Here is a 6134-nt window from a genome sequence, read left to right as displayed (position 1 = left end):
CAACATGAACAGCACACCAACCCACACCCGAACATTTCCGCCATCGCTTTCAACCGCGATGAACCCAAGCTGACCATCCCTCCCCCGCCAGACACCCCGGGCGTGGCGTTCAAGATTCTCGGCCCGATCAGTGCCGCGAACATCGAAGTCGACATGATCGTGCAGAACGTTGCGCACGATAACACCACCGACTTCACCTTCACCGTGCACCGCAATGACTACCAGGCCGCACAGACCGTGCTGGAAAACACCGCTCGCGAGATCGGTGCCCGTGAAGTGGTTGGCGACACCAAGATAGCCAAGGTCTCGATCGTTGGCGTCGGCATGCGTTCCCACGCCGGTGTGGCCAGTCGCATGTTCGAATCCCTGGCGAAAGAAAGCATCAACATCCAGATGATCTCGACCTCGGAAATCAAGGTTTCCGTGGTGATTGAAGAGAAGTACCTGGAACTGGCCGTGCGCGCCCTGCACACGGCTTTCGAACTGGATGCTCCTGCCCGTCAAGGCGAGTAATTCCATTTCTTGAAGGGCGCGGTCTGACCGCGCCCTTTATTTTTTGAATGGCGCGGGCCCTGAACTGTTCTTTTGCTCGCGCTGGTCAATACTCAGGCATGTAGGGCTACGATCGCTCCGGTTGTAGGTCGGGTGCCTTTTTTTTGCAGACTGTTGTCCCTGAACTGAATTGCGTAAGGAGAAAGGTATGCTGATTCTGACTCGTCGGTGCGCAGAAAGCCTGATTATCGGTGATGGCGAAATCACCGTGACCGTGCTCGGCGTTAAAGGAAATCAAGTGCGTATCGGTGTCAATGCCCCGAAAGAGGTTGCCGTGCACCGTGAGGAAATTTACCTGCGTATAAAGAAAGAGAAGGACGAAGAACCAAGCCATTAATTTTTATCGATTTTTATGTTTGCAAACGGGGAAAAGGTTGGTTAAGATACGCCCCGTGTTGCGGAGAGCTGGCCGAGTGGCCGAAGGCGCTCCCCTGCTAAGGGAGTACACCTCAAAAGGGTGTCGGGGGTTCGAATCCCCCGTTCTCCGCCATTATTTGCTAGTACGTCGTAATCTGGCTTTTTCTGTAAGTTGTTGAAATTAATAGAAAAAGTGGTTGGAATAGAGATTAGACGGGCTATAATGCGGCGCAACAAATGCACTCGTAGCTCAGCTGGATAGAGTACTCGGCTACGAACCGAGCGGTCACAGGTTCGAATCCTGTCGAGTGCACCATTTAAGAGTTAGTTACAGCAATGTAAATAGCTCGGCTTCAACCAGATGTGATCTGGTCTAAAAACACAAAATGCACTCGTAGCTCAGCTGGATAGAGTACTCGGCTACGAACCGAGCGGTCACAGGTTCGAATCCTGTCGAGTGCACCATATACCGAAAAGCCCGCGTTTAACGCGGGCTTTTTGCTGTCCGGGATTTGGTTTTTTCCTTCACGCATCCTCTCTCATCAAAATCGACTTGAGCACTGCGACCTCGCTTGAGGTCGTAACGATAGCTGGTTGTCGATGTCCGAATATTCACCTTGCCTGGTTTGCCAAGCGCACTTTCGACATCTTGCTGGCTCATCCCGGCAATCACGCGCTGATTGATGATTGCCTCGCGACGCTGCCTGGCGTCGATCAGATTTCCGCATCGATGTTCCGCGCGGCCAATGATGCCCGGTTCTCGACCTTTGGTTTTCATGCGGGATGTTTCTTCGTGGTTGGCTTCCGGCATCACCGCTACGATCGAGCCCGGCGAGTAGGGGTGGACTTCCTGGGTGGAGCGCAGTTCGTCATGTGCGCAACTCATGCTGGTAAAAGTGATGCTGCCATCTGCGGCTTCGCAACGATAAAGGGTAGTGGCGGCCCCGGCGGGTGGCAGGTAGAGCAGGGTGGTGAGTACGAGGTGTGATGTTTTCGATGGCATTCGACGTCCTCCATGACGATCTACGCTCAAGGGTAGTCGCTACATTTTCCAGTGCCGGTGTGTTTTCTTTTCAGGATGAGTCGTCGCATTTGCAGGGATCAGGACAGTGCTCAGGATTGTTTCGCAAGCGCTTGTTTCGACCGCGATTTTTTAACGTTTTAAACCGTCAGGCGGTGTATCATTGCGCCCGTCAGCCCCGCCGGGGCTTGTGGAAAACCTCCATGGACTTACCCAGTAGTTACTCAGTACCCCGTTTCACCAATCATGAATTGACTGATTGATCCTTCCGGCGTGCCCCGCTGCTGGGAGTGGAGTTCGCCTATGTCTGAAATCGAAGTAAAGAAAACACAAGAAAGCCTGCAGGATCGTCTGGCTCAGGTCGTCGAGCTGCTGCAGCGTCAGCGGGTCGTTGAAGACCTGACTCATCGCCAGGAAGGCGCTCACAACGACCGCGTCGAAAACCTGGTTCATCGACAAAATCTCGTCGAGCTGCAACGCAAGCTTGATGATCTGCACTCTGCCGACGTCGCCTATATTCTCGAAGCCTTGCCGCTGGACGATCGTCTGACGCTCTGGCAATTGGTCAAGGCGGATCGCGACGGCGATATCCTTCTCGAAGTATCCGACTCTGTCCGTGAAACGCTGATCGCCGACATGGACGATCACGAGCTCCTGGCGGCCGCCAAGGACATGGACGCCGACGAACTCGCTGACCTGGCTTCCGAGCTGCCGCGAGACGTCGTCCATGAGCTGATGGAGAGTCTGGATAACCAGCAGCGTGAACGCGTTCGCTCGGCCCTGTCTTACGACGAGGAGCAGGTCGGTGCGTTGATGGACTTCGAAATGGTGACCATCCGTGAGGATGTCAGCCTCGAAGTGGTTCTGCGTTATCTGCGTCGCCTGAAGGAGCTTCCGGGACATACCGACAAGCTGTTCGTCGTCGACTACGACGGTGTGCTCAAAGGTGTGCTGCCGATCAAGCGCCTGCTGGTCAATGATCCGGACAAGCAAGTTGCCGAGGTGATGGCCAGTGATCCGGTGAGTTTCCATCCGGACGAAGATGCCTATGACGCTGCTCAGGCGTTCGAACGTTACGACTTGATCTCGGCTCCGGTGGTCGACAAGAACGGCAAGCTGATCGGTCGTCTGACCATTGATGAAATGGTTGACCTGATTCGTGAAGAGAGTGAGAGCGAAGTTCTCAACATGGCCGGTCTGCGTGAAGAGGAGGACATCTTCGCCTCGGTCTGGAAGTCTTTACGCAACCGTTGGGCATGGCTGGCGGTCAACTTGATCACTGCGTTTGTCGCCTCTCGAGTGATCGGTCTGTTCGAAGGCTCGATCGAGAAACTGGTAGCGCTCGCAGCGCTGATGCCGATCGTGGCCGGTATTGGTGGCAACTCCGGTAACCAGACGATCACCATGATTGTTCGCGCCATGGCGCTCGACCAGGTCAGCACCGGCAACACTTCGCGCCTGATGCGCAAGGAATTGGCGGTAGGTCTGATCAATGGCCTGGTCTGGGGTGGTGTGATTGGTGTGGTTGCTTATCTGCTCTACGGCAGTTGGTCGTTAGGCGTGGTAATGACGGCGGCAATGACGCTTAACTTGCTGTTGGCGGCGCTGATGGGGGTGTTGATTCCGATGACCCTGGCGAAAATGGGGCGCGACCCGGCCATGGGGGCAAGTGTGATGATTACCGCGATGACCGACAGTGGTGGCTTCTTCATCTTCCTCGGGCTGGCGACGATCTTCCTGCTCTGATCTGCTGCATCGAAACAGCCCGCCTATCTGGCGGGCTTTTTCTTGTCTGCGAAAACACGAAATCCGCGCAAAAAAAAGCCAGCAATTAAGCTGGCTTGAGATGTTCGGTATGACTCAGGACGCGTCTGCTGCCATTTCTGCGTCGTGGGCAATCAAGGACACCAGGGCATTCTGCTGACGGTGAGATAGCTGGCGGAAACGTTGCAACAGCTCGCGCTCGTGCAGCGACAGCTCCGGGCTATCCAGGCGCATGCTCAGCTCTTCGCCCAGCGCACCTTCCTGAATAAGACTCTGCTCAAGGCGCGCAATGATTTCGGAGTTCATGCTGCGATGATGATTGCGAGCCACCTCGGCAATGCGTTCCCGCATTCCGTCTGGCAGACGTACGACGAACTTGTCAGCCGTACGGCTGGAATAAATTGCCGGATTCAATGGGCGCATATATTTAACCGGTTAGTCCAGGGGAGCGGTTCTCGGGATTGGCCGCAGGATGTGTGGTAGGACAAGCATCCGCGCCAAATGGTTCAACCTGAATTGTTAAGAGGCCCGCATCATGCCTCAAAATTGCCAGATCATTGGCGTCAATTCTGTGACAAATATTGAGCTGGGTAAAGGCGTAATGCCAGCACCAATTATCAGAAATGCGGACTGGTTTGAAATCTTCGCCTCTGTCCGCATCCCTGTCCGCTTCCTGCTACACATCAATGGATGTCCGAAGGCATCAGAACGTGCATTCTATGCGGACTCTAAATCCTTGTTCCTTACCAGTACAGGATAGTGGCAAATTGCCGATTTACTAGTGGCAGACACCTGCCGGAGGGCGTTTTCAGGATGGATGGCAAGCTAATTTATTTGATGGGGCCGTCCGGTTCGGGAAAGGACAGTTTGATTGAAGCTGCACGGGTGCCATTGCGTGCGTTGAACTGCGAGGTGATGCGCCGGGTGATCACGCGATCCGCTGAATCGGTAGGGGAGGATGCCATTGGGGTGACGCCGGAAGCGTTCGAGCGACGCGAGCGCGCTGGCGACTTCTCGCTGGCCTGGCGTGCCAATGGTCTTGCCTATGGGATTGCGGTGGAAATGGATCAGCGGCTGAAAGCGGGTCAGCATGTATTGGTCAACGGTTCCCGCGCCAATCTGCGCCAGGCATTGGAGCGCTATCCATCGCTGCTACCGGTTTTGCTTACGGTCAGGAATGAAGTGTTGCGGGAGCGCCTGCTCAGACGTGGTCGAGAGACGCTTGAGCAGATTGAGGCAAGACTGGCTCGCAATGCGTTGTTCAAGGATCGGAGGTCAAGTGATGGACCGGTATATCACATCGATAATTCCGGAAATCTGACAGAGGCCGTCAGTCAACTACTGTGCCTGATCGGGCTCAACGTAAAACCGGATCAAATTTGATCTTCCGTCCGGCAGCCAGTGCAAGTACAAACAGCACTGCAAAAACACCGCAGCCAATCAGTGGCAGGGTCATTTCGGTACCCTCGAACAGCGATAAATGCACTACGCCGCTCAATAAAGCGAGGATTAGAAATCCTGCAGCTGACTTGGACATGTTGTACTCCTGAAGATATTTCAAAAAACCAGATGTTCTGAGGTCAGTGCTGGCAACGTCTGCCCGGAATTACTGAAGGCTTGTGAGGTAGAGCTGACCTGATCACTCAGCACCGCCAGTTGCGGTGTTTTCTGTACCAGCAGGTAATGTGGCATACGCTGAGCCAATGGCCCTGGTACGAAGCTCTCGGGGATAAACTGGGAGCTCACCAAAACCGCTAGAGCAATTGCGTTTGCAAGCAAAAGAGTGCTGTTCATGAGGCGTGGCTCCGAATGTTCTTTTATAGAACAGGCAAAGCAGCCGTCGTGCCAACAGTTTAACCTCTGTTAAGTCCTTTAAAAACAAGCATTTGAGAGGGTTTTCCGGCTCGCCTGGATTGCAATCTGCAATGAAAGCTTTTGGGATGGGTGCAAAATGCACGGTAATTCTTCCCGCGACGTAGCAGGGCGGCTGCCTACACTTAAAAAGCCCTACGGACGACATGACAAATCCGGGTCCGGTGGTTAACATGCACGCCGTCCGTCATGCAGCGTCTGCTGCGACAAGCGCATGTCCCAGTAGCTCAATTGGATAGAGCATCCCCCTCCTAAGGGGAAGGTTGGCAGTTCGAACCTGCCCTGGGACACCATCTATTGTTGAAACTCCTCTCCTTTGATATCGCTAACCTCTTGCTCAAGCTTTGGCTTTGTTACGTGCCGGGGTGGGTTTGCTTGCGCGTTGGTAGAGGGCTTGATTCCGAGTGGGGTTTACGTGTGTGCCTCTATATAGAAGGCTTTTCCCTGCTTCGATAGAAAAGTACAATTAACGCTTGACGGCAGATTTCAGATGTCTATAATTCGCCCCACTTCCGGCGCAGTCGAAACGGAAAACTCCTTGAGATTCAAAGAGTTATGTAGGTTTCGG

8 protein-coding genes and 4 tRNA genes are annotated in these 6134 nt (G+C 54.0%); 8 read left to right on the top strand and 4 right to left on the bottom strand.

Annotated features, from left to right (window positions below; genetic code table 11):
* The 5 genes from ACIF4X_RS28905 to ACIF4X_RS28885 form a co-directional block, all read left to right on the top strand.
* Window positions 1-513, top strand: a 513-nt coding sequence (locus ACIF4X_RS28905; protein ID WP_397484665.1) for an ACT domain-containing protein, incomplete at its 5' end; no start/stop codon positions are given.
* Window positions 514-700: 187 nt separating this feature from the next.
* A complete protein-coding gene (gene csrA, locus ACIF4X_RS28900; RefSeq protein ID WP_002554426.1) occupies window positions 701-889 on the top strand; it encodes a carbon storage regulator CsrA in 189 nt (62 codons plus the stop codon).
* A gap of 62 nt (window positions 890-951) precedes the next feature.
* Window positions 952-1042, top strand: a tRNA-Ser gene (locus ACIF4X_RS28895).
* 106 nt (window positions 1043-1148) lie between these two features.
* Window positions 1149-1225 (top strand) — tRNA-Arg (locus ACIF4X_RS28890).
* A gap of 72 nt (window positions 1226-1297) precedes the next feature.
* Window positions 1298-1374 (top strand) — tRNA-Arg (locus ACIF4X_RS28885).
* A gap of 19 nt (window positions 1375-1393) precedes the next feature.
* Here ACIF4X_RS28885 and ACIF4X_RS28880 read toward each other — a convergent pair.
* Entirely contained in the window at window positions 1394-1912 is a 519-nt protein-coding gene (locus tag ACIF4X_RS28880) for a cell envelope protein SmpA (RefSeq protein ID WP_397484664.1), read from the bottom strand.
* Window positions 1913-2233: 321 nt separating this feature from the next.
* Here ACIF4X_RS28880 and mgtE point away from each other — a divergent pair, with 321 nt between their 5' ends.
* On the top strand, window positions 2234-3676 hold the full coding sequence (gene mgtE, locus ACIF4X_RS28875) for a magnesium transporter (protein ID WP_397484663.1): 1443 nt from the start codon (window positions 2234-2236) through the stop codon (window positions 3674-3676).
* Window positions 3677-3790: 114 nt separating this feature from the next.
* On the opposite strand, the gene ACIF4X_RS28870 is transcribed toward mgtE, so the two are convergent.
* On the bottom strand, window positions 3791-4117 hold the full coding sequence (locus ACIF4X_RS28870) for an Arc family DNA-binding protein (protein WP_397484662.1): 327 nt from the start codon (window positions 4115-4117) through the stop codon (window positions 3791-3793).
* 390 nt (window positions 4118-4507) lie between these two features.
* Between ACIF4X_RS28870 and phnN the strand changes: the two genes are divergently transcribed.
* The gene (gene phnN, locus ACIF4X_RS28865; RefSeq protein WP_397484661.1) at window positions 4508-5077 is read left to right on the top strand and encodes a phosphonate metabolism protein/1,5-bisphosphokinase (PRPP-forming) PhnN; all 570 of its coding nucleotides are present in this window, start codon (window positions 4508-4510) and stop codon (window positions 5075-5077) included.
* Here the strand turns inward: phnN and ACIF4X_RS28860 are convergent.
* Together ACIF4X_RS28860 and ACIF4X_RS28855 are read right to left on the bottom strand one after the other, a co-directional pair.
* Window positions 5052-5231 (bottom strand): PA3371 family protein, encoded by a 180-nt coding sequence (locus ACIF4X_RS28860; RefSeq protein WP_397484660.1) that lies wholly within the window; start codon window positions 5229-5231, stop codon window positions 5052-5054. The two genes, phnN and ACIF4X_RS28860, sit on opposite strands and share 26 nt — an antisense overlap.
* Window positions 5232-5251: 20 nt before the next feature.
* Window positions 5252-5488, bottom strand: coding sequence for a hypothetical protein (locus ACIF4X_RS28855; RefSeq protein ID WP_397484659.1), 237 nt, complete (start codon window positions 5486-5488; stop codon window positions 5252-5254).
* A gap of 294 nt (window positions 5489-5782) precedes the next feature.
* Here ACIF4X_RS28855 and ACIF4X_RS28850 point away from each other — a divergent pair.
* A tRNA-Arg gene (locus tag ACIF4X_RS28850) sits at window positions 5783-5859 on the top strand.
* The last annotated feature ends 275 nt before the right edge of the window (window positions 5860-6134 follow it).

The sequence above is a fragment of the Pseudomonas sp. NPDC085632 genome (assembly GCF_044541255.1).
GTDB lineage: Bacteria > Pseudomonadota > Gammaproteobacteria > Pseudomonadales > Pseudomonadaceae > Aquipseudomonas.
This window is presented reverse-complemented; position numbering and strand designations above follow the sequence as displayed.